The 20,557-nt window shown below is 60.6% G+C and carries 19 protein-coding genes; 7 read left to right on the top strand and 12 right to left on the bottom strand.

The window, feature by feature from the left end:
* Positions 1 to 400 precede the first annotated feature (400 nt).
* The 5 genes from V3572_RS05055 to V3572_RS05035 all read left to right on the top strand — a co-directional run bounded on the left by V3572_RS05055 (position 401) and on the right by V3572_RS05035 (position 6,016).
* Complete coding sequence (locus tag V3572_RS05055) at positions 401 to 1,387, top strand: chemotaxis protein (protein WP_332109894.1); 987 nt, start codon at positions 401 to 403, stop codon at positions 1,385 to 1,387.
* Between the two features lie 356 nt (positions 1,388 to 1,743).
* Positions 1,744 to 2,454: an ABC transporter ATP-binding protein gene (locus tag V3572_RS05050; RefSeq protein ID WP_332109893.1), complete on the top strand. Its 711-nt coding sequence runs from the start codon at positions 1,744 to 1,746 to the stop codon at positions 2,452 to 2,454.
* On the top strand, positions 2,447 to 3,697 hold the full coding sequence (locus V3572_RS05045; protein ID WP_332109892.1) for an ABC transporter permease: 1,251 nt from the start codon (positions 2,447 to 2,449) through the stop codon (positions 3,695 to 3,697). The genes V3572_RS05050 and V3572_RS05045 overlap by 8 nt, the downstream gene beginning before the upstream one ends.
* 16 nt (positions 3,698 to 3,713) lie before the next feature.
* Positions 3,714 to 4,457 carry an outer membrane lipoprotein-sorting protein gene (locus tag V3572_RS05040; RefSeq protein ID WP_332109891.1) on the top strand — a complete coding sequence of 248 codons (744 nt, stop codon included), beginning with the start codon at positions 3,714 to 3,716 and terminating at the stop codon, positions 4,455 to 4,457.
* A gap of 77 nt (positions 4,458 to 4,534) precedes the next feature.
* Positions 4,535 to 6,016, top strand: coding sequence for a hypothetical protein (locus V3572_RS05035; protein WP_332109890.1), 1,482 nt, complete (start codon positions 4,535 to 4,537; stop codon positions 6,014 to 6,016).
* Here the strand turns inward: V3572_RS05035 and V3572_RS05030 are convergent.
* From V3572_RS05030 to pdxR, 7 genes are all read right to left on the bottom strand, one after another.
* Positions 6,007 to 6,669, bottom strand: coding sequence for a hypothetical protein (locus tag V3572_RS05030; protein ID WP_332109889.1), 663 nt, complete (start codon positions 6,667 to 6,669; stop codon positions 6,007 to 6,009). The genes V3572_RS05035 and V3572_RS05030 overlap by 10 nt on opposite strands.
* Before the next feature lie 53 nt (positions 6,670 to 6,722).
* Positions 6,723 to 7,520, bottom strand: a complete 798-nt coding sequence (locus tag V3572_RS05025; protein WP_332109888.1) for an ATP-binding cassette domain-containing protein — start codon at positions 7,518 to 7,520, stop codon at positions 6,723 to 6,725.
* The gene (locus V3572_RS05020) at positions 7,501 to 8,211 is read right to left on the bottom strand and encodes a GTP-binding protein (RefSeq protein WP_332109887.1); all 711 of its coding nucleotides are present in this window, start codon (positions 8,209 to 8,211) and stop codon (positions 7,501 to 7,503) included. Before V3572_RS05020 ends, V3572_RS05025 begins: the two co-directional genes overlap by 20 nt.
* Positions 8,202 to 9,242, bottom strand: a complete 1,041-nt coding sequence (locus V3572_RS05015) for an ABC transporter substrate-binding protein (RefSeq protein WP_332109886.1) — start codon at positions 9,240 to 9,242, stop codon at positions 8,202 to 8,204. The genes V3572_RS05020 and V3572_RS05015 overlap by 10 nt, the downstream gene beginning before the upstream one ends.
* A gap of 244 nt (positions 9,243 to 9,486) precedes the next feature.
* Positions 9,487 to 10,716, bottom strand: a complete 1,230-nt coding sequence (locus V3572_RS05010) for an aromatic amino acid transport family protein (protein WP_332109885.1) — start codon at positions 10,714 to 10,716, stop codon at positions 9,487 to 9,489.
* A gap of 85 nt (positions 10,717 to 10,801) precedes the next feature.
* A complete protein-coding gene (locus V3572_RS05005) occupies positions 10,802 to 12,130 on the bottom strand; it encodes an L-cysteine desulfidase family protein (protein WP_332109884.1) in 1,329 nt (442 codons plus the stop codon).
* A 433-nt stretch (positions 12,131 to 12,563) separates the two neighbouring features.
* A complete protein-coding gene (gene pdxR, locus V3572_RS05000; protein ID WP_332109883.1) occupies positions 12,564 to 14,072 on the bottom strand; it encodes a MocR-like pyridoxine biosynthesis transcription factor PdxR in 1,509 nt (502 codons plus the stop codon).
* A gap of 103 nt (positions 14,073 to 14,175) precedes the next feature.
* On the opposite strand from pdxR, the gene V3572_RS04995 reads away from it, so the two are divergent.
* On the top strand, positions 14,176 to 14,505 hold the full coding sequence (locus V3572_RS04995; protein ID WP_332109882.1) for a DMT family transporter: 330 nt from the start codon (positions 14,176 to 14,178) through the stop codon (positions 14,503 to 14,505).
* A 57-nt stretch (positions 14,506 to 14,562) separates the two neighbouring features.
* Positions 14,563 to 15,381 carry a DUF169 domain-containing protein gene (locus V3572_RS04990; protein ID WP_332109881.1) on the top strand — a complete coding sequence of 273 codons (819 nt, stop codon included), beginning with the start codon at positions 14,563 to 14,565 and terminating at the stop codon, positions 15,379 to 15,381.
* Positions 15,382 to 15,509: 128 nt separating this feature from the next.
* Here the strand turns inward: V3572_RS04990 and V3572_RS04985 are convergent, their stop codons facing one another.
* From V3572_RS04985 to V3572_RS04965, 5 genes are all read right to left on the bottom strand, one after another.
* The gene (locus V3572_RS04985; RefSeq protein WP_332109880.1) at positions 15,510 to 17,273 is read right to left on the bottom strand and encodes an ABC transporter substrate-binding protein; all 1,764 of its coding nucleotides are present in this window, start codon (positions 17,271 to 17,273) and stop codon (positions 15,510 to 15,512) included.
* 76 nt (positions 17,274 to 17,349) lie between these two features.
* Positions 17,350 to 17,628 carry a DUF2160 domain-containing protein gene (locus V3572_RS04980; protein ID WP_332109879.1) on the bottom strand — a complete coding sequence of 93 codons (279 nt, stop codon included), beginning with the start codon at positions 17,626 to 17,628 and terminating at the stop codon, positions 17,350 to 17,352.
* Positions 17,629 to 17,729: 101 nt separating this feature from the next.
* Complete coding sequence (locus V3572_RS04975; protein ID WP_332109878.1) at positions 17,730 to 18,533, bottom strand: carbohydrate ABC transporter permease; 804 nt, start codon at positions 18,531 to 18,533, stop codon at positions 17,730 to 17,732.
* Positions 18,530 to 19,405: a carbohydrate ABC transporter permease gene (locus V3572_RS04970; RefSeq protein ID WP_332109877.1), complete on the bottom strand. Its 876-nt coding sequence runs from the start codon at positions 19,403 to 19,405 to the stop codon at positions 18,530 to 18,532. Before V3572_RS04970 ends, V3572_RS04975 begins: the two co-directional genes overlap by 4 nt.
* Before the next feature lie 57 nt (positions 19,406 to 19,462).
* Positions 19,463 to 20,557, bottom strand: coding sequence for an ABC transporter ATP-binding protein (locus tag V3572_RS04965; protein WP_332109876.1), 1,095 nt, complete (start codon positions 20,555 to 20,557; stop codon positions 19,463 to 19,465).

Below are 20,557 nucleotides of genomic sequence, written 5' to 3'. Positions count from 1 at the left end.
TTGTCCTCGGCACTGAAAAGCTCTCCCCCATGTGATGGCACGGCTCATCGCCGGGCATTGCGTGTTGAAACTCCCCCTCCCCGTCTTTCTGGTACCATTCCCCATGGCCTGGGGCAAAGTTCTTTTTTCATCACTGCCGGTCTGGGCGCCGCCATATGCCGATTGGAGAAAATAAGTCTTTTTCAAGAAGAACGGATACGATAGCGTGGCTGTCACGAAACCGAGGCATGGGATGGCTAGATTTTCTCTCCCGCCCGGCGTATGGGTGTTTGGAGACAGAATTCGTCCGGGATAAAGCCCGATGCCTGTCCCTGGCCGACCCGCTTTTTATGGCGCAGGCCGGGACAGCGCCGCACGCGCCCCCCCGGGGGCAAACACATGGGAGCGGAGCCAAACAACCATGTCGCAAACCAATATTTTGCTTGAAGCCGGAACCAACGAATTTGAAATCATTGAGTTTTACATAGATGAGCAGGCCCAGGGCGATGAAAAGCCCTACCGGGCCTATTTCGGCGTCAACGTGGCCAAGGTGCTGGAGATCATCCGCCTGCCCACGGTCACGGAGATGCCGCACATGCCGCACCCCAGCGTCATCGGCACGTTCAACCTGCGCTCCAGGGTCATTCCGCTCATCGACCTGAGCCTGTGGCTGGGCAAACCCATGGCCCGCACGGAGTCCACCAAGGTCATCGTGGCCGAGTTCAACAAGGTGGTCAACGCCTTCATGGTTTCGGGCGTCACCCGCATTCACCGCAAGAGTTGGAACGATGTGGAGCCGCCAAGCGGCTACACCGCGCAATTCGCGGCCCGCAACTTCACGGGTGTGGTCAAGTTCGAGGATCGCATCTTGCTTTTGCTGGACATGGAGCAGATCATCTGGGATTTGAACCCCGCCCTGGCCATCCGCATGGACCGCACCGGCCGCCAGGACGGCATGGTGGATCGCACCCACTACAAGACCCTGGTGGTGGACGACTCCAATTCCATTCGTCGATTGATCGTTTCCTACCTGGAGAAGGACGGCTTTTCCGTGGAGCAGGACATCAACGGCCAAAACGCCTGGAACAGGCTCACGGAATGGAAGCGTCTGGCGGCGGAAAAGGGAACCCCCCTGTCCGAATATGTGGACCTGGTGGTCACGGACCTGGAGATGCCCTCCATGGACGGCCATTCCCTGTGCAAAAAGATCAAGGACGACCCGGTGCTCAAGTCCCTGCCGGTGATCCTTTTCTCCTCGCTGATCAACCACCAGCTTTACCACAAGGGCATTTCCGTGGGGGCCGACGACCAGGTGACCAAGCCCGAGATCGCCACCCTGGCCGACCGGGCCAAAAAGCTTATCGAGGGCGACCTGGATGGCATCCCGAAACGGATACTGACCGAATAGCCGGTCCCCTTTCTCCAACAAGAAAAACAGCCGCCCCGCGACATCCCGGGCGGCTGTTTTTTGTGTGTCCCTTTTTTCATACTCATTCAATATGCAACACCAGCATTTTTCAAGCATTGTGCCGAAATTTACACCAGGTTGCTATAGTATTTTTTATTTACAGCATGTATATTTCTCTGTATGAATAATATCCTAACTGGTGATCCATAAAAAAATGGATTCAATCATTTCAGCAAGTTCCGTATGGAATGTTCTTTGCTAGTTCGTCCATGTTTCGCATGGTTTCGTGGCGGCGTTCATCATTTCTCCAGGAATCGCAAGATGTTTCATTGCCCAAAGAGGAGATGGAATTTCATATGGCCCTCATAGAACTCACAGGTATTTCCAAAACGTATCATACGGGCCAGATGGATCATCCTGCCCTTGATGGCATAACCATCGCCATCGAACCGGCACGGCTGGTCACCTTCATCGGTCCTTCGGGCAGCGGAAAAACGACCCTGCTCAACATCATCGGCTGTATGGACAAGCCCACCGCCGGGGAAGTCCGGGTGGCAGGAATGCGAACGGACACCCTGAACCGCCGTCAGGCCGCCGCCTTTCGGGGCGGGCATCTGGGATTTATTTTTCAGTCCTTCAACCTCATCCCGGTGCTTTCCGTGTATGAGAATGTGGAATATCCGTTGATCATGATCAATCCCGCCCCGGCTCCTGAACGACGGGAACGCGTCCTGCGGGTTCTTGAGGCCGTCGGCATGACCGACCATAAGGAGAAACGCCCCGATCAGGTTTCCGGGGGCCAGAAACAACGCGTCGCCGTGGCCCGGGCCCTGGTGACCAACCCCCAGGTCGTCCTGGCCGACGAACCCACCGCAAACCTCGACCAGAAAACCGCACAGCGGATCATTGCCCTCATGCGTCAGATGCGGGACGCCTTCGGGACGACCTTTATCTTCTCCACCCACGACCCTCGAATCGTCGAGCACGCCGACGAGATCCATACCCTGGAAGACGGTCGTCTCGTGAAGGAAAACCAAGACGTTACGGGAGGCGCGCCCCATGCGTAGCATCTTCAAAATCGCCTTCCGGAACATGACCCGGTACAAACGCCGGACCATCCTGACCTCCCTGCTCATCATTCTCGGCGTGACCATGGTGGTGCTGTTTTCCGGGCTGGCCGGGTCGGTCAAATCCATGATGATCGGCCTCATCACCGATTCCAACCTCGGTCATCTGCAAATCCACAAACGCGGCTATGTTTCCTCCATCGACACCCTGCCGCTCAATCTGAACATGAACGCCAAGGGGTACGACAACGCTGCGGCTGCCCTGGAACGCACGGCAGGGGTCGAATCCTTTGCCCCGCGCCTCAAACTCGGGGCGGTGCTCAGCAATTTCGTGGAGTCCACCAACGTCCGGCTGACCGCCGTCGATCCGGCCAAGGAGCCTCTCGTCTGCCCGGGACTCGCCTCACGGCTGGTGGACGCCCCGGGCGCAACCGGACCATTGCTTGAGCCGGGACAGATCATCATCCCCCAGAAGGTGGCCAACGGCATTGGCATCAAGCCGGGCGACACCGTGGTCCTGGTGGCCACCAACCGGGACGGTTCGGTGAACGGGATGCAGTTCACCGTGTCGCGGCTCATCGAGGACATCATGGGGCCGTCCGGCAAGGACGCCTACATGCACATCGACGATGCCCGGTCCCTGCTGCGCACGGAAAAGGGGGAGGTCTCGGAGATCGTCCTCAGGCTTACCCCGGATGCCGATTTGAAGCATGTTGCGAAGCAGATTGAAAACGCGCTCGGGGAGTTCAAAAACAAGCAGGACAAACCCGCCTTCGAGGTCCACTCCTGGGCGGATCTGTCTCCCTTCGCCAACATCGCCAACATGATCGATCTGCTGATCATCACCGTTAAGATCGTCATGATCGCCATTGTGCTCATCAGCGTGCTCAACGTCATGCTCATGTCGGTCTTCGAACGCATCCGGGAGATCGGCACGATTGCGGCCATGGGAACCCCGCCCGTAAAAATCCTGGCCTTGTTCGTGGCCGAGGGCTTCTGCCTTGGCCTTCTGGGGACGGCGACCGGCATCTTGCTCGGCGTTGCCGGACTGCTCGGCATCAAGGCGTCACACGTCACCTTCTCTTTTGGCCGCATGGACAATCTGCTCCTGCGCCCGGACATCAATCTGACGGAACTGGCGATCATCGCCGCCATGGTCTTGGCCGCTTCAGCCCTGGCCGCCCTGCAGCCCGCCTGGAAGGCCAGCCGCATGGAGCCGGTGGATGCTCTGGGACACGTGTAAACAAAGGAAACGAATCATGCGTACCATCAAAATACTGGCCTTGGGGCTGTGTCTCGCAGCGCTTTCCGCCCACCCCGCTCTCGCCCTGGACGGAAATCAGCTTCTGGAACAGGTGGACCGGAATCTCGCGCCTGTCAGCTACGAGATGTTCCGCAAGTTGATCAATATCGAGCCGGACGGGTCGAAGCGCGAATATACCCTGTACACGGTCAAAAAGGATCAGGACAAGATCATCTCCATATTCCTTGCCCCGGCCAGCGAAAAAGGACGCTCCACGCTGCGTCTGGCCGAGAACATGTGGCTGCACATCCCCAACGTCGGCAAGCCCGTGCGCATCACCAGCCTGCAATCCGTCATCGGCGGCATATTCAACAACTCCGACATCATGGGGCTCGACTTCAGCGTGGAATACAACGTGGAACGGATGGAGGACGCTGGCGAGGCGTACATGCTTTTTCTCAAGGCCAAATCGGATGTGGTGGCCTATGACCGTCTGGAGATGCGCGTGGACAAAAAGGGTCTGGTTCCCGTGGAGATCAAGTGTCTGGCGGCCTCGGGAATGCTCATCAAGACCCTCTATTTCAAGGAAATCACCGACTTCGGGGAGGGACTGGTCCGACCGGCGGTCATTGAGACAGACAGTCCTTTGCACAAAGGCTACAAATCGCTCATGGTTTTTGCGAAGGTCAAAACGCGTGAATTCCCGGACGAGATCTTCACCTTAAATTATCTTCCCCGGGCCGAGTCCCTGCGCCAGTAAGCAGCATGGGCAAGTGTGCGTCGTCATCTGCCGTGCGGAGGCATTGCATGTCTGCCGCGATGAAAACGGAGCCTTACATGTGTTTGATCGACCGGAGCCGCTCCCTGTGCGCCAACGGATGCATTTGGGGATTGCTTCTCCTCGGGATTGTACTGATCGCCGCTTTCCCGGCTGACGCGGCGGAAGATACCGCCTATGATCTGAATTTCGAGATACCCGAAGCGGAATCAAAAGAGGTGTTCAAGATTTGGGGCTATTCGGAATTTCGCCCCTTTCTCCGTGTCCTGGACAAAAACTCCGCGCTCTACAAGCAGAAGTACGCCAAAGACCCGCAAAGCGATGTCCAAACGAATTACCTGCTGAACCTGCGTCCGGAAATATCCATCGACTACGGCCAGTTTGGCGCCTACGCCCGGCCTCGCCTGGAGGTGGACTGGAGCGAGGTGAAAAGCGGCAGCCTCGTTTTGGATGAACCGTCTGAGGAGTTCTGGGAGAAGGACACGCACTGGGGGGCGTCGATGATGCTGGAAGAGGCCTTCGTGACCTGGCGTCCGTCGCCCACGCTCACGGCCGAGGCCGGGAAAAAGGTGCTCAACTGGGGCAAGGGCTATGCCTGGAACCCGGTGGCCTTCGCCAGCCGCCCCAAGGACGTGGACGACCCGGATCACGCCCGCGAGGGCTATGTCATGTCCTATCTGGATTACATCCGAAGCTTCGACGGCCCCCTGAAGACCCTTGCCGTCACACCGCTGATCCTCCCGGTGGCCGACCGGCTCAACGCCGAGCTCGCCAACGGGGACTCCCTGCTGTTTGGCGGCAAGGTCTATGCCCTTCTCTACGACATCGATCTCGACCTCATGTTCATGACCGGAAACAACTACAACACCCGGGTCGGATTTGATTTTTCCACGAACCTGACGAGCAACCTCGAAATCCACGGTGAATCGGCAATCCAGTTCGGATACAACAAAAACATCATCAACACCAACGGCGAGATACGAAGCAAAACGTTCGATGCACTGAACTACCTGGTCGGTCTGCGATATCTCACCTCTTTCGACACGACGATAATTGCGGAATATTATCACAACGGCCAGGGCTATAGCCCTGACGAGTTGAAAGATTACTATGGCTTGATCAACAACGGATACAATGAATATGTCGACAATAAAACGGATAGCGCCATCCAGAAAAATCTGAAAATGCTCAAGGGCAATTTTCAGGGAACATCCGGCAGCAATGCAAATAGTACGAGCCTCTTGAAAGACAGTTCCCAGGTGGCAAGCACCTACAACAAAAGCACCGCAGGACAGGACTACCTGTACCTGCGGATCTCCCAGAAAGAACCGTTCGATATCCTCTTTTTGACGCCCACGCTGACGTTGATCACGAATCTCGGGGATTTGAGCTGCTCGCTCAACCCGGAAATCTCCTACATGATCATCCCCAACCTGGAGCTCAAACCGCGTCTGGTCATTCCCCTGGGCGGACGGCTCAGCGAATTTGGTGAAAAGATGAACGCCTTTCGGGGAGAGTTCCGGATCACCTACTATTTCTGACCCGGCGCGCCATCCTCTTCAAGAGTCTTGCGCCACGCCTCCAGGGACACATCCGTGCCCTCCACCGGGTCGGTGACCAGCATCTCCCGGTTCAGGGCGTTGACCCGGAAGGTCCACAGCCGGGTGGTGTGGTCGCCCATGTCGTGGCCGAAATAGAAGTCGTAAAAGGCCTCGGCCGGGTTTGCGGCCAGGGTCTCCCGGTCGGGATGCCCTTCCAACATGAGAAAGGCGTTTTTGTGGGCCTTCATCTCCTTTTGCACCTCGGGCAGGGCCAGAACCAGGGCCTCGGCCGCATCGGCCGAGACAAGCCGGGCATCGACGACCGGGGCCTGGTATTTCCCCTTGGCGTTTTGGACGAAGACCTCTCCGGTCACGGCGTCCACCCGCCAGGAGTCCGGCTTTCCGCCCTCCTCGTCCAGGCAGTCCGTGGCGTCCACCGTAAAGGCGAACCCCCGATTCTTGTATTCCCCGGGCGTGATCTTCAGACAGGCCGCAGCAACCGGATAGTAGGGCTTGGCCACAAAAAAGTCCGCCAGGGCCTTTGCGGCCTGGTCCTGGGTCATTTCGGCGGCCAAGCCCCCGGACGGGCCCCAGACTCCGAAAAAAACCGCCAAAGCGGCCACGACCGCACAGGTCACGATACGACGGTGCATCGCAGATCTCCTTGTGGTTCCCTGCCGGAACGCGTTTGCGTCGTTGTCGGGCATCATGCGACTTCCGAGCCGTCCAGGGCCGCACCGCGGCGCAGGCGTTCCCGCACCCGGGAGATCTCCGTCTCCATGGCCGACAGCCTGGCCAGGACGCCCTCCTCCCGGCCGCTGCGCTCCACCACGGCCCGAACCGCGCCATGCTCGAAGACCAGCCGCCGGTGCGCCGACAGGGCCAGGACCGGATCGTGGGTGGCCATGACGATGATCTTGTCGCTTTGCACCAAAAGCTCCAGGGCCTTTTGCTTGTCCACCCCGGCGTTTTCGATTTCGTCGATGAGCAGCACCGGCGACCAGCTTAAAAGCGCCGTGTCCGCGATCATAAGCGCCCTGGACTGGCCCCCCGAAAGCTGGGTGAGCTGAAACTCCGGGGAAAACGGCTCCCCGGCCAGGGCGTTGGCTGCGGCGAAGACCCGGTCGGCCACACCCTTCGGGTCGACGGCCCCCCGGCTTTCGGCGTGCGTGGTCAGAAAATCCAGCACCCCCATGTCCAGGACAAAGTTCATGTTCTGGGTGAGCTGGGCCACCAGCCTGCCCGTCAGGGCGAAACGCTCGTCCGCGTCCGGGGAACGTCCATCGAGCAGCAGCGTGCGTCCGGTGGGGGTGTCGCCCTGGGCCATGGACTCGATGTCCGAGAGAAAACGGCTCTTACCCGAGCCCGTGGGCCCCAGAAGCGCCGTGACCTGTCCGGCGGCAAACGACACGTCGCAAGCCTCGGGACGCCCCGACTTGTCGCGTCCGGCGGTCAGGGTCATGGACCGGGGCACGAAAACGCCCTCAATGATCGGCGTGGACATCGCCGCCTCCGAAACGGGCCTTTTTCACATTGCCCTTTTGGTAGCGCACGCCGATGCGGGTTTCGCTCAGGCAATAGGAGCAGACGGCGGCGGGCATGGAAAACCGCAACTTCACGTCCGTGACCGAGGAAAGATCCGGGGCCTGCTCCATGATCCGGGCCAATTCGGCGCAGCCCTGGCCGGTTAAGCCATTGACATGGCGGATCACGGCCCGGCTGTTCATCTGGCGGATGCGGTGCCGGTACACCTCGCGTTCGGCCTGGGAGACCAGATCGCCCTTGGTGACCACCACAAGGTCGGCCAGCCGCAGCATGGGGCCGATCTTGGCCGGGGCGTCGATGCCCATGAGGTTGTCGATGACGCACAGCCCAAGGGCCCCGCGCAGGTGCGGCGAGCAGCGGTTGCACAGCCCGGCGGTCTCGATGATGAAGCATCCCGCGCCGGTTCCCATGGCCCACCCGAAGGCCTCTTCCAGGTTCGAGGCATAAAAGTGGTCCGGGCACAGGCCGCCGGAAAAGACCACGGAGACAGGCACACCGGCCTCGCGGTAGATCTCCCCGTCGCGGCTCTGCAGGCAGTCGAACTTGACCACGGCGCAGGCCGTGCCCGCGTCCATGAGCGCCCGGCAGGCCTTGGACAAGACGGCGGTCTTGCCGCAGGAGGGCGGCCCGGACACGGTGATCAGGCGCATGTCGCCTTCCGGACCATGTCCCGAAAAAGGGCGTTTAAGGTGTCGCGGCGCTCGGTGACGTCGTTGTCCTCGATCCAGTCCCAGCCCACCCACTTGAGACTGGCCTCGGGGGGAAGCTTGGCCGCCGCAGAAGCGGCCATGGGCGCAAACCAGGCCGCGCTGTCGATGGAGGCGAAGCCGTCCGAGAAGAAAGCGATGACGTCGGCCAGACGCTCCCGCTCGCTTTTTTGGGCCAGAAAATACAGCGGGCTCGACGCCGCACCGTCGCGAGGCCAGACCACCTGCAGATGCGCCGGGCGGGTGACGGTCTCGGCGAAAAAGGCCGGAATGATATAGACCGCCCCGGCCGACTCGTCCCCGGAACCGGCGGATTTGACCATGGACGAGGAATGCATGAAGCCCTTGCAGTTTGCCGCCAGGGCGCGCAGGCCGTCCATGCCGAACTCCTTGTAGACGTTTAGGATCACGGCGTCGGCCATGTCGTCGCCGTCCCCGCACATGATGAGTTCGCCCTTGTAGCGCGGATGCAGGACGTCCTCCCAGGTCTGCGGCACGGGCAGGTCGCCCAGACGGCGGGTGTCCGCCAGAAAAAGGTAGGGGGTGACCCCGTAGAGGGTGTAATGGCTGCGCGGATCGAGGAGTCCGGCCTTTTCGTGCAGGGGGCTTAGGGGGACCGCCGGGGCGGCGGTGAAAAGTCCGGCCCGCACGTGGCGGGAAACGAACTCCCGCCGCCAGAAATCCCCGAATCCGATGGAGCCGATGACTCCGGGCAGCCGGGCCGGGTCGGATTCGCGGTAGATGGGATCGTAGGGGTCCACGGAGGTGCAGCCCATGGGGATATGCACCGTGAGTTCCCGGCCGCGCCGGGCATGGTCGGCGGCAATGCGGTCGATGCCGTCCTTCACCACAAGCTTCACCGGGCAGGGGGCATAGAGCAAAAGATCGGGGACCGGAGGCGCTGACGTGACGCCGGGTGCGTCTTCCTCGGCCATGTCGCGTACGGAGCGCATCAGTTCGTCAAGGGCTTTCATGGTCTTTTGGCCAACCTCCGTGGTGTGGGGAAATGCAAAAACGTCGGGTCAGGCTACAGTTTTGCATGATGGCGGACAAGTTGGCCGCCGCGTCCCCGGCTGGCCGGGAGGGGGAAATCCTCAGCTCCGGGAGTGCGTTAGGCCGACTTTGGGGAGTTCTTCCTGTGGCACGGGGGCCTGTTGAGGCTCTCGGGGGGCCTCAAAGCAACCCCCGTGCCATGGGAACCGGCTGGCGTCTGGCCGGTCATTCCCGGAAATGATGCCAGTATTCGGTGTCGGGCAGGATGTGGGTCAGCCCGAATTCCTGAGCCACCTCAAAGCCCAAGATCAGGCCGAAAAGGAGGATGGCGACCGCCGCCAGCGTTTTCTTGCCACCAAGCCCCTGGCGGTAGGCCAACAGGGCGGGAAGGATGCCGAATAAAAGACATATGCCCACCCCGCCCACCAGGTTCATGACCACCAGGAAAATATCCGGGTACACCATCGAAACCACAAGCGGCGGCATGAAGGCCAGAAGCCAAGTGACGACGGTGTTGCGCAGCCCGAGGCAGGTGTCCGTCAGATCGAGCAAAAAACCCTGCAAGGCCACGCCGTTGGCCAGAAAGGCGGCGGTCATGGCCAGGATGGCGAAGACCAGCCCCACGTCCTGAAAGAGTTGAGAACCCAGAAGAATGCTCAAGGGAACCGTGGCCGGGAGATTATGGGCAAAGGCGCCGAGGATGGAAGTCGCCTTCGGGCTTTCCATGGGCAGGGTGCAAAAGACCGCCGTCACCCAGACCAGGTTCATGACCAGCCCGAGCAGGGAGCCGTACAAAATGGAGCGGCGCATGGCCGCCACGTCGCCGCGCATCTCCCGGCACAGGGTGGGGATCAGGTTGTGGAACAAAAAGGCCGTCAGGGCTACGGGCAGGGCCGCGGGCATGAACCCGAAGCGCATGTGTCCGGCCCGGGCAATATCCATATGTCCGGCCAGCATGACGATCAGCGCCAGAAACGTCACGGTCATGCCTAGCAAAATCGCCGCGTTGCAGCGACGCAGAAGCCCCATTCCGAAACTGGCCAACCCGGCGGCCACGACGAAATAGCACACGGTCACGGCCATGCGCCCGATGGGCAGATGGAACAGATTGACCAAAATCGTGGTGGTTCCGGTTAGGTAGGCGGTCAGGACGCCGTAAAAAATCACCAGATCGGCGGCCACGGCCAGCCACTTGGCCCCCTGCCCGAGTTTGGCCCCGAAAAAGCTCGGCAGCCCCCCGGTCTCGCCGCAGGCCAGATCGGGCTGTGCGGCCAGCACAAAGGCCGTATACAGCATGAGCGCCCAGACCAGGACGATCCCGAACAACGTGGGATAAAGCCCAGCCGGGCCGAAATTGATGGGCAAGGCCAAAATTCCGGCCCCCAGCAGATTGCCGGTGACCATAAGGGACATGGTGAACACGGGCGCGCCCGTTTTTGGCGATTCACTGGACATGCAACTCACCTCGCGCGCATCCGTTCGGGAGCGCTGCAGTCATTTCCCGTCAGGCGGTATTGCCGGAAAAAACGGACGACGCGGACTACGGCTGTTTGTGCAGCATGATGTCCAGGATTACCGGATCAAGGCCGCAAAGGCCCTTTTTGGCGATGATTCCCAGGTTGCGCATGGTCTGTTCCGGGGATTTGTCCACCACCCCGTCTGTGGCCCGCACGATGCAGCCCGACAGGGCCAGAAGGCCGTTTTTGACTGCCGCCGCCGCCATCTCCCCGACCTTGAGGGCGCAACTGGTCTTGGCCCCGTCGCAGGCCACGGGGCAAAAGGCCGCGATGTGGTTTTTTACGGCCCCGCCAATTTTCTCCGTCGTCCCCCCGAAAAGATAGGCCGTGGCCGCCGCCACGCCCGCCCCCCCGGCCATGCCGCTGCCGCAAAGGGCCGACAACCGCCCCACTCCGGCCTTGATGGAACAGGTGATGAGGTAGCTTAACATCACCGCCCGCACCGGCAGGTTCTGATCCTCCACGGCGGCGTACTGGGCCACGGTGACCACCGGGATGCCCGCCGCGATGCACTGGTTTCCGGATCCGGCCAGGGTCATGGCCGGAAGCGACACCCCGCCCATGCGGGAATCGATGCCCGAGGCCGTGCGCACCCCGGCCCAGACCACCATGTCCTTTTTGAGGAGCCCCTGGCGGATGAGCCCAAGCTGGGTGCGGCCCACGGCGATGCCCGGGCCGTGGGCCAGACCGTATTCCACCAGGGCCTCGTTTAAGGCCAGGCCTTCGCGCACGTATTCCAGGTCCGCGCTGTCCATCTCGTTCACCAGGCAGACCAGATCCAAAAGGCTCATGTCCAACAGCCATTCTTCCAGGGCCACCAGCCCGGAGTCCGAGGACGAGGGTCCGGAATCCTCGTCGCAGCCCATTTCCCGGCCGTCCAACCCTCGGGAGGCCACATGGTCGTGGCGGCCCGAGACCACGGCCCAGGCCGTATGCTCCCCGGCGGTGATGGCGACCTTGACGTAAAGGCCCGTGGTGTCCGGGGCGATGCCCGCCGTGACCCTGCCCTGGCGCACCAGGGCCTGGGCCTTCTCCAGATCGTCCGGGGTCACGGTGGAAAAAATCTGGAGCTTTTGGGCCGGATTTCCCGCGACGGCCCCCATGGCGGCGGCCAGGGGAATGCCCGCCTCGGAATTGGCGTTGGGGATGCTCACGCCCATGGCGTTTTTGTAGATGTTGGGATCGGTCGTAACGACAATGGCGTCCGGCTCGCGGGATTGCAGGATGGAGGCGGCCACGGCGGCGCACAGGCCGATGGCGGCGGGCTCGGTGCAACCCAGGCCGGGATCGGTTTCCAGGCGCAGAAGCTGCCAGGCCTTGTCGTGCAGGATGTCTTTGAGGCTGAAACCCATGATGGCTCCTTGAATGTGGTTGGGGCGGACTCCAAAACGGGAGGCTGTCGTCTCCGACGCCCCGCCCGGGCCGATGTGTACCCCAAGACCCCGCGAGGCAACAATATCCCACGGACCAGATATCCTGAAAGTTTGCACCCCGAGCAATGCAAACGCCACCCGCCGGGCGGTTTCGCCACGCCGTAAGCGAGTGGTCTTCGAGTCTCTCCGGGATGCCGCCGCATTGCCCCTGGCGGCGATAGGCATTGGTGTGCAAGGGGTCGGCGGCCATGCGGTTTTCGGCGTGAGCGGCCACGAAGTCCCTGGCCCCCATGTCCAGGACGAAATGCATGTTCTGGGTGAGTTGGGCCACCAGCCTGCCCGTCAGGGCGAAACGCTCGCCCGCGTCCGGGGGATGTCCGTCGAGCAGAAGCCTGCGTCCGGTGGGGGGTTTTCAGGCATCCAACACCCGGGCGAGCGTACGCACGCCGGATGCAATCGCCTCCGGGCCGACAGCGGCAAATCCGAGCAGCAGTCCCGGCTTCACAGGGCGCGTTCTGGCATACATCGACAGTGGGAGGCTTTCGACTCCTGCCTGGGCCGCCAAGTGGGCAACACCCCTGTCATCCCTATCGCCAGGAAGAAATGCCGGCGTGTCCAGCCCCATGGTGATTTCGGGAATTTCAAGCAGCCCTGCCAGATACACATCGGCAGCTTGCCGCAGGGCCTGGGCGCGTTCGGCATAGAGCAGCCGCATGCGCCGCACGTGGCGGCCAAAATGGCCCTCGGCAATGAATTCGTGCAACGTGCTCTGGGCCATGAGGGCGACGTGACGAGAAGTCAGGGACAATGCCGCAGCAAACGGGGCAATCAATTGGTCGGGCAACACGGCATAGGAAATACGGAGAGAGGGGAAGAGCAGTTTGCTGAAGGTCCCACAATAGATCACTCGGCCCGCTTCATCCAGGCTCTTCATGGCGGATAGCGGCGCACCTCCGTAGCGGTATTCGCTGTCGTAGTCGTCTTCAATCACAATGGCATCGTGCCGATGAGCCCAGCTCAGCAGGGCGAGACGCCGATCCAGCGCCAGCACGGAGCCCATGGGCGCCTGCCTTCCGGCCGTGACATATGCCAATCGCGCATTGGGAGCCTGATTGCGGGCGAAAACCACATCCATGCCATTTGAATCCACCGGGATGTCCACGATTCTTGCGCCTGCGGCGGCGAATATCAAGTGGGCGCCGGGATATCCGGGATCCTCGACCCATATTTCGTCTCCCGGATCGAGCAACAGCCGGGCGCTGATATCAAGTATCTGCTGGACGCTGCCCACCAACACCACCTGCTCGGCGGAGCAGGTGATCCCACGGCTGGAACGGAGGTAACCAGCGATCGCCTCGCGCAACGGTTTGTAACCGCGAGCGTCGCCATCCATAAGGAATTCCGGCCGCAGCCGACGTGATCTGCTTGAGGCAATACGCGTCCACAGCTCAAGGGGAAATGCTGTGACATCCGGTTGGTTGGTGCGGAATGCTTTTGCCGGAAAAGAGCGTCCAGCGACGCTGAACGGCGTCATGGAGAGCTTCTTGCCCCGGGCAGGCAAGACCACGGCAGGCGCCTCGTACGTGATGCCGGTAGCGTTCCTGTGCATTGGTTCCGCCGCTTTGCCGCCTGGAGCGAGCGGTCTGGGAGGCAGGTCCGGCAATTCCGGGGCAACAAAGCTGCCCTTTCCCGTTGCGCCCCGGAGATATCCTTCCGCGCCCAACTGGTCATACACCGCCAGCACCGTGCCACGGGATATTTTCAATCGTAGCGCCAGGTCACGGGTGGCAGGCAGGCGGGAGCCCGGCGTAAGCCTGCCCGAGAGTATGGCTGCGTGGATCTCGTCATACAGCCACCGTTGAAGCGTCGCCCCGTCCGGCCTTGGCGTCAAGGCGATGTCGATGTCGGCGGCTTGTCGCATACCCTGCGCCTCATAATGGCCCAATGAAATTTTCGTTTATGGATCTATTTATTGTGCCATATCATCGATATCCTCAGCACACAATCGTTGAGCAGGAGAAAGTATGGGATATCTGTATCTTTCCATAGCAATAATTGCAGAAGTGGTTGGAACCAGCGCCTTGAATGCGTCACAAGGATTCACAAAGCTATGTCCAGGCCTTATTGCAATTGTAGCTTATGGTGCATCGCTATATTTTTTATCGCTCGTGTTGAAAACGATACCCGTAGGCGTTGCATATGCGATATGGTCAGGAGTAGGAATCTTGCTCGTTACTATAATAGGCTCCATGTTATTTAAGCAGATTCCTGACACTCCAGCAATAATAGGCATGGCAATGATAATATCCGGTGTTTCAATCATAAATATATTCTCAAAAAGTGTTGTTCATTGAACGTAAACATATAATTTATAAGAAGTTATCAGCATTGCAAAATATGAGGAGTACATCATGGAAAGCATCATCGTTAAAAATTTGCGTCCGGAATTCAATCCGGTGGCAGTTGTTTGGAGCGACGACATCCCAGAAGATGCATTCCAGTTAAAAAAAGGTACATTCGGGTGTGTTCTCTATTTATTCGCAGAGGCAAGCGTACGCGGCAAAATCGCCGGCGGTAGCCGTGAGAGCATCCTCTGCACAGGTGGTCGCGCGGCTTTGGGTTTTGGGACCGATTTCGATATATCGGACGAGCAGTTGGATCTGCATGCCGCCTTGTTCAGTAAAGGGCTTCAATCCACAAGCAACCTGGCGGCTTATCAAGCCGAAATAGAGGCTGCGCCCAAAAACTGGCGTTCTCTGTACGAGTATGGTGAACGTAGGCACTGTAATGCGGCATTGGCCAGGGAGTGGATTCTTCATGATTTTCCGCGATACGACATTCAGCACAAGTACGTTCTGTTCAAACCGCTGGGTCGCACTTCTGGTGATGAGAATATCCGTGCCGTCATTTTCCCGGTCAATCCGGTTGAGTTTTCAGGTCTTGTGACGCTCGCGGGGTCGGTTATGCAAGGAGCCGACCCACTCCGGGCTCCCCAAGGTACAGATTGTTGCAGCATCGCGGCTTTTGCCTATGCCGAGGCGGAATTGGCGGCCCCCAGGGCGGTGCTGGGCATGCTGGGGAGCGATGGGCGAGAGGTTATGCGCAGACGTTTCCGGGACGATATCATGACGCTAACCCTGCCCGCCCCCCTCTTCTTTCGGATGGAGCAGGAGGCCGACGACTGTGTTTTCCAACTCCCGTCGTGGAAAAGGTTAGTTGGACGAGTGTAAAGGGGCTTTTCCACTGTCGCCAAAGAGGACTTCCACCGCCAAGTGTGTGCGCCCTGCCGGGCGCTCACAAAACAAACGGCGCGCCCCGAAGGACGCGCCGTCATGCAAGTCATGTCGTGCGGGCGTGCTTACTTCACGCGGCCTTCACGCCAGGCCTTGATCAACTGGTCGTAGTCCACGGTTTCGCCCTTGGGCTTTTCGTTGGCCAGCTTGGGCTTGGGGGCGCCGGGTTGGGCGAACCAATAGTCCGCGCCCTTTTCGGGGTTGAGTTTGGGGGCGCATTCGCCCTGGACATTGGCGCGCTCCAGGCGGGCCAACACCTTGTCCTGGGCCTCGGCCAGATTGTCCATGGCCTTTTGCGGGGTGACCTCTCCGGAGAGGGTCTCACCGATGTTCTGCCACCACAACTGGGCCATCTTCGGGTAATCCGGCACGTTGGTGCCGGTGGGGGTCCAGGCCACGCGGGCCGGGCTCTTGTAGAACTCCACCAGACCGCCGAGCTTGGGCGCGATCTTGGCCATGGCCTCGGAGGTCACGTCGGAGTTGCGGATGGGGGTAAGCCCCACGATGGTCTTTTTCAGCGAGGTGGTCTTGGCCACGCAGAACTGGGCGTACAGCCAGGCGGCCTTCATGCGGTCCACGGGGGTGCTTTTCAGGAAGGTCCAGGAACCGCAATCCTGATACCCCAGCTTCATGCCTTCTTCCCAGTACGCGCCGTGGGGGGACGGGGCCATGCGCCACTTGGGCGAGCCGTCGGCGTTGACCACGTCAAGCCCGGGCTTGATCATGTCGGCGGTAAAGGCCGTGTACCAGAAGATCTGCTGGGCGATATGCCCCTGGGCGGGAACCGGGCCGGACTCGTAGAAGGTCATGCCCAGGGCTTCGGCCGGAGCGTACTTCTTGAGCCATTCCATGTATTTTTCCATGGCGTAGACAGAGGCCGGGGCGTTGGTGGCGCCGCCGCGGGACACGCTGGAGGCCACGGGACGGCAGCCTTCCACGCGGAGGCCCCACTCGTCCACGGGCTTGCCGTTGGGCAGGCCCTTGTCGCCGGTGCCAGCCATGGACAGCCAGGCGTCGGTGAAGCGCCAACCGAGGTCGGGGCTTTTCTTGCCGTAGTCCATGTGGCCGTACACGCGCTTGCCATCGAGCTCCTTCACCTTCTCGGTGAAGAACTCGGCGATGTCTTCATAGGCGGACCAGTTGACCGGCACGCCCAACTCATAGCCGTAGATCTCCTTGAATTTGGCCTTCAGCTCGGGGCGCTGGAACCAGTCGTAGCGGAACCAGTACAGGTTGGCGAACTGCTGGTCCGGGAGCTGATACAGTTTGCCGTCCGGGCCGGTGGTGAAGGACGTGCCGATGAAATCCGGCAGGTCCAGGGTGGGCAGGGTCACGTCCTTGCCGTCGCCCTTCATGAAATCGGTCAGGGACACCACATGGCCGTAGCGGAAGTGGGTGCCGATCAGGTCGGAGTCGTTGATCCAGCCGTCGTAGATGTTCTGGCCGGACTGCATCTGGGTCTGGATCTTCTCGATGACGTCGCCTTCCTGGATGAGGTCATGGGTGAGCTTGATGCCCGTGATCTCGTAGAAGGCCTTGGCCAGGGTCTTGGCTTCGTATTCGTGGGTGGTGATGGTTTCCGAGACAACCTTGATCTCCATGCCCCGGAAGGGCTTGGAGGCCTTGATGAACCATTCGAGCTCTTTGAGCTGCTCTTCCTTGGACAGGGTGGACGGCGTGAATTCCTGATCCACCCATTTTTTGGCCGCCTCCATGTACTTGGCGTCGTCGTCCGCCGCCGCCAGGCCCGTGACCATAAAAAGCATCACGGCGAGGAAGCCGATGCACAGCGAGGCCTTCCCCAATTCGCCACGTCGTAATCCTCTCATCTGCCGTACCTCCGGTTAAACGTTTCCTGCCGCTCCACATCGCAAAACGTCTGTCCAGGCCAAGCGAGACCGGGGCTCATCCGAAACGCAGGACGCCGCCGAGAAAGGCCAGGGCCGTGGCCAGGGCATACCAGAGACTGACTTCGGACAGGCCGATAAAGGCCAGTAAAATATAGCATCCGCCGAGAAGCCCGACGAAAAGCCTGTCTCCCCGGGTGGTGGCCATGGGCAGAAACCCCTTGCGCTCTATGGTGGGAGAGAGCACCTGCCACACGGTCATGACGACCAGGGTGCAGCCGATGAAGATGAAAAAAGAGGCCGTGATGGGGGTCCATTCCATCCAGGTGAGATCCATTCCCCGCACTCCTTCGTTACGCGCTCAGGACAGATGGCCTGATCTACTCGTTCCCATGGCTGCGGAGGCCGCAAGCCGTTTCCCTTCCCCGACGCGACGGATCAGACCCGGCCCAGGGCGAAGCCCTTGGCCATGTAGTTGCGCACGAACCAGATGACGATGGCCCCGGGGATCATGGTCAAAACCCCGGCGGCGGCAAGGCCCCCCCAGTCCATGCCGGCGGCGCTGATGGTCCGGGTCATGGTGGCGGCGATGGGCTTGGCGTTGACCGTGGTCAGGGTCCGGGCCAATAAAAGTTCAACCCAGGAGAACATGAAGCAGAAAAAGGCCGTGACGCCGATGCCGGCCTTCACCAAGGGGATGAAGATGGTGAAGAAAAACCGGTGAAAGCTGTAGCCGTCGATGAAGGCCGTCTCGTCGATCTCCCGGGGGATGCCGGACATGAATCCTTCCAAAATCCAGACCGCCAGGGGCACGTTGAAGAGGCAATGGGCCAGGGCCACGGCGATGTGCGTGTCGAAAAGCCCCACGGTCTGGTAGAAGTTGAAAAAGGGCAATAAAAAAACGGCCGGGGGGGACATGCGGTTGGTCAGAAGCCAGAAAAACATGTGCTTGTCGCCCAGAAATCGGAACCGCGAAAAGGCGTAGGCTGCGGGCAGGGCCACAGACAGGGAGATGACCGTGTTTAAGACCACGTATTTGATGGAATTGATATAGCCCATGTACCAGGAACTATCGGTAAATATCATCCGGTAGTTGGCCATGGTGAAGTCGTCCGGAAGCATGCTGAAGCCGCCGAGAATCTCCTCTGTGGTCTTAAACGACATGTTCACCAGCCAATAAATGGGCAAAAGGAGAAATCCCAGATACAGGAGCAAAACGATCTGACGGCCGTTCACCTTCATTTCGCCACTCCTTTTCCGAGGTTGGTGATGACGGTGTAGAAGATGTAGCTTAGGAGCAAAATGACCAGGAAGTAGATGAGCGAGAACGCCGCAGCCGGTCCCAGATCGAACTGGCCGATGGCCATTTTGGTGAGGAACTGGCTTAAAAACGTGGTGGAGTTGCCCGGGCCGCCGCCGGTCAGGACGAAGGGTTCGGTGTAGATCATGAAGCTGTCCATGAAGCGCAGAAGGACCGCGATCATGAGCACGCCGCGCATCTTGGGCAACTGGATGAACCGGAACACGGCCCAGCGCGAGGCGCCGTCGATCTTGGCCGCCTGATAATAGGCCTCGGGGATGGCCTGGAGCCCGGCGTAGCACAAAAGAACCACCAGCGGCGTCCAGTGCCAGATGTCCATGATGACCACCGTCAGCCAACTGTCCATGGGATCGGCGGTGTAGTTGTAGGGAATGCCCAGGAGCGAGTTGAGCGTCATCCCGGACAGGCCGATGTCGGGCCGGGAAAAGACCACCCAGATGGTGCCGACCACGTTCCAGGGAATCAAAAGCGGCAGGGCCAAAAGGACCAGGCAGGCCGAGACGCGCCAGCCCTTGGAAGGCAGGGTCAGGGCCACGGCGATGCCTAGAGGGATCTCGACGGCCAGCACGGTGAAGGAATAGATCAACTGGCGTAGGAAGGCCTCATGCAGCCGGGGGTCGTGCAGCACCTCGCGGTACCATTCGGGGCCGACGAAAATCCCCTGCCCCGGGGCCATGATGTCTTGAACCGAATAATTGACCACGGTCATAAGCGGTATGATGGCGCTAAACGCCACCACCAGAAAGACCGGCAAGACCAGAAACCAGGCCTTGTTGTCGTCCCACTTCTCCACGTCGTCCCTCTCTTCGAGTTGTGAATCCCAAAAACGCGCACTGGACCACGCGGCCGTCTATTTCAGAAGCCGTCCATCGGCGAAAATCCTGGTCCACTCGTGAGGAAAGACCGCCTTGGCCGTCAGGGTGGGGATGGCCCGGCCCTCGGGCACCCGAGCCTTGACGATCACGTCCCCCATGGCGGCGGTGACGATGCGGCAATCTCCCTGGTCTTCCACCAGATTGATCCTGGCCGCGACGCCGTGATCGACCCCGGCGTCCAAAAGGCCCAGGTACATGGGCCGGATGCCGAGTTCCAGCTTCGCCCCGGTTGCGGCTGCGGCCCGGGCCTTTTCGGCCAGAACCGGGGTCAGGGGGATGCGGGAGGCGCCGGTCAAGGCCGCTTCGCCGTCCACGGTCACGGGCAGCAGGTTCATGCCGGGGCTGCCGATGAAATAGCCCACGAAGGTGTGTTCGGGGTTTTCGAAAAGATCCTGGGGCGTGCCGACCTGCACGATTTCCCCGTCGTACATGACCACCACCTGATCGGCGAAGGTCATGGCCTCCACCTGGTCGTGGGTCACATAGATGAGGGTGAGTTTGAAGCGGTCGTGGATTTCCTTGAGCTTGCGGCGAAGCTGCCACTTGAGGTGGGGGTCGATGACCGTCAGCGGCTCGTCGAACAGGATGGCCGCCACGTCGCTGCGCACCAGCCCCCGGCCGAGCGAAATTTTCTGTTTGGCGTCGGCGGACAGACCGCTGGCCGTTTGGTCCAGCACCGGCACGAGGTCCAGGGCCTCGGCCACCTCCATGACCCGGGTGGCCGTGTCCGAGGGGGACACGCCCCGGTTGCGCAGGGGGAAGGCCAGGTTCTCGCGCACGGTCATGGTGTCGTAGAGCACCGGAAATTGAAACACCTGGGCGATGTTGCGCTTTTCCGGCGGCAGCCGGGTGACGTCGGTCTCGCCGTACAGCACCCGCCCCTGGCTGGGAACCAGAAGGCCCGAGATGATGTTTAAAAGCGTGGTCTTGCCGCAGCCCGAGGGGCCAAGCAGGGCATACGCCCCGCCGTCGTCCCAGACGGTATCGATGCGCTTTAAGGCGTAGTCGTCCGGGCCTGCGGGATGCGGCCGGTAGCTGTGAGCCAGGTCGTCGAGAACGATGCGGGCCAT

This window comes from Desulfolutivibrio sp., assembly GCF_036584575.1.
In the GTDB taxonomy this organism is placed as follows: domain Bacteria; phylum Desulfobacterota; class Desulfovibrionia; order Desulfovibrionales; family Desulfovibrionaceae; genus Desulfolutivibrio.
The sequence above is the reverse complement of the archived record's forward strand: the minus strand, read 5'-3'. Positions and strand labels throughout refer to the sequence as shown.